Annotated in this window: 1 protein-coding gene and 1 pseudogene; both read right to left on the bottom strand. The window is 56.6% G+C overall.

Translation table 11 applies throughout. The annotated features are described in order from the left end of the window. Positions 1 to 316: 316 nt before the first annotated feature. On the bottom strand, positions 317 to 1,420 hold the full coding sequence (locus JJL52_RS21030; protein ID WP_202054482.1) for an IS91 family transposase: 1,104 nt from the start codon (positions 1,418 to 1,420) through the stop codon (positions 317 to 319). Further along, positions 1,417 to 2,324, bottom strand: a pseudogene (locus JJL52_RS21020) (tyrosine-type recombinase/integrase). The gene JJL52_RS21030 and the pseudogene JJL52_RS21020 overlap by 4 nt, the downstream one beginning before the upstream one ends. Positions 2,325 to 2,440 lie beyond the last annotated feature (116 nt).

Genomic DNA, 2,440 nt, shown 5'->3' with positions numbered 1-2,440 from the left:
CTAACGAATAAGGTTAGATGGTGCGAGCGCAGCGCGCGAAGCCACCATCTGAACCGGTTGTTGGACAAGCCCGGTGTTCGCAGGTAGGACTTTATATAAGAAAATAGCTTTTCGGAGTTTTGGGTTTGAGGCGGCTTGTTTTAAGGCATGAATGCTCAAAAACAAGCCGAAATGATCGCCACGGCAGTCCGCCACCCGGAAACGGCCGGTTTTAAGTGCCTTTTGCCTCGGATTGGGGGCGAGCACCGCCCTCGGCGCAAAAATGCCGCTTTCGGCTTGACCGGAGAGAAAGCCGAGCTTACATCACCTGTTCCCTCTAAATTTCGTTAGCCGGTGGGCTTTGTGTCCCGATGGTGAACGGCGGCGGAATGCGCGTTTTGATAATGCGCATGATGCCCCCGCAGCACCGGCACGTGAGGGATGGCCGTTTTCTCAGCCAGGCCAGCGCCCGGTGCGGATTCACGCCAAGCAGGACTTGCAACAAGCCAATCAGCCGTTTGCTGTTGGGGTGTAAAAAGCCGAAATTGCGGGCACGCCGGAAACCCTTAGGCAAGACATGGCGGAGGATCAGCCAGAGGAATTGGGCGCCGGGCAGCGTTCGGGTTTGCATCTGTCGGGTTTTGCTGTCCTGGTAACGGAAAGTCACCTGGCCGTCCCGGCAGGCGACAATATCCTTTTCCTGGATGACGCCTTTATAAAGATAGCGGCCAAGATAGACCAACGCCTTGTCGCCGCGGCCGACCGACTTGACGTCGACGACCCATTTTTCGGGGTAACGGGATGGGAGATCAAGCTCGGATTGACGGATTCCTTCCAGCAGTTTGGCGCGAAAGACCTTGGCCAGCGCCTTGTGATTGAACAGGTAGCCGGTTTGGTTTTTACCGTGGTTCTTGGTGCGCCACAGGCGTTTGTCCGCATCGATGGCCGCCGCCGGCATCACCAGGTGCACATGCGGGTGATAATCGAGGCGGCGGGAATGGGTGTGCAGCACCGCGATGGCGCCGGCGTTTCCCTGAAGTTGTCGGTCGTTGAGGGTAAAGGTTTTGACCGTCTCCCAGCTACACCGAATCATCAAATCATACAGCGTGCGTTGCTGCTGCCAGGCCAGCGCTCTGAGCTCTTCTGGCAAGGTGAAAGTCAATAAAAAGTACGCGGCGGGCACCTGCCTTTGCAGTTGTCTTTCCAACCATTGTTGAGATTCGTGAGACTGGCAGTGGGGACAGTGGCGATGGCCGCAGGAATGCGGCACGAAGCGTTGGCTCTCGCAGTCCGCGCATTGAGCCAGCATCACGGGACTTTGCGAGGTGCGGCAGTGCTTCATGGCGGCCAGCGCTTGGCGCTGGCTGGGCAGTAGCGCATCCTGATAGCCTGCCAGAAATTCGGTTTCGAAGGTTTGAATGAGAGCGGAGAGCAGGATCATTTGACCTTCCCCCAGTTCAGGGCAAAGCCATTCATCAAGGTATTGATCACCTGGTGGGCATTCTGATTCGTGCCGTCAGTCAGATGGGTATAGCGGGCCGTGGTGAGGATACTGTGGTGGCCGAGGATTTTCTGCACTTCCAGCAGATCGACACCGGCTTCGATCAGATGCGTGGCGTAGCTGTGGCGCAGGCTGTGCGGAGAAATCTTTTTTTTAAGCCGCAGTCGTGAGCCACCTGGCGCAGTGTCGTTTGTACACCGCCGCGATCCAGCGGCGTGGTCGCCCGGTAGGCCGACTTCAAGCCACCGTGCCGGTTAGGAAACAGCAAGACAGGGTTGCGATGCACTTGCCAGAAGCGGCGCAGCAAACCCAAGGTCGCCGCCGGCAACGGTACCAGGCGATCCTTGTTCCCCTGAGCATCGCGGATATGTACGCGCTGGCGTTCGGCATCGATATCGCCGACTTGCAGGCGTAAACCCTCACCAAGACGCAGCCCTAGACTGTAGACGGTGAAAAAGAAGACCCGGTAACTGAGGGTGCGGGTGGCCAGAAACAAACGTTGGGCCTCCTCAACAGTGACAATATCCGGCAAGCGCTGGGCTTTGGGCGGCTTGATCAGATGGGGCGCTACCCAGGGTTTGCGCAGCACATGGGTATAATAGAACTTGAGGCCGTACAGATCGAGTTTGACTGAACTCCAGGAGTGCGACGCCAGCAAATCGGTGAAATAATCGGTCAACTGCGCTTCGGACAGGTCCTCGATGCGTTCGTCAAAATACTCGCCAACGCGGCGAATGGCACGGGCGTAAGCCTCTATCGTCTTGGGCTGAAGCCCTTTGAGCTTCAGATGTTTGAGATGGGCTTGATAATTTTGCTTGAAATGGGATTCAGATGATGCTGTCATTGATGTGTAACCTCATGCTTCGTCGTAGAATGGTCCCTCGTGGTGAGGGCGTGAGGTTACATTTTATTGTCAATCAAGCGGCTTGGCTTTTCTCCGCGATAGCGGCTTCGTCCAAC

Origin of the sequence: Candidatus Methylomicrobium oryzae, from assembly GCF_016745425.1 — a bacterium.
Taxonomy (GTDB): Bacteria; Pseudomonadota; Gammaproteobacteria; order Methylococcales; family Methylomonadaceae; genus Methylomicrobium; species Methylomicrobium oryzae.
The sequence above is the reverse complement of the archived record's forward strand: the minus strand, read 5'-3'. Positions and strand labels throughout refer to the sequence as shown.

What these genes read in the sequence shown, in the direction of transcription:
- JJL52_RS21030 (WP_202054482.1), bottom strand. Translation starts at nt 1,420, where the DNA reads ATGATCCTGCTCTCCGCTCTCATTCAAACCTTCGAAACCGAATTTCTG.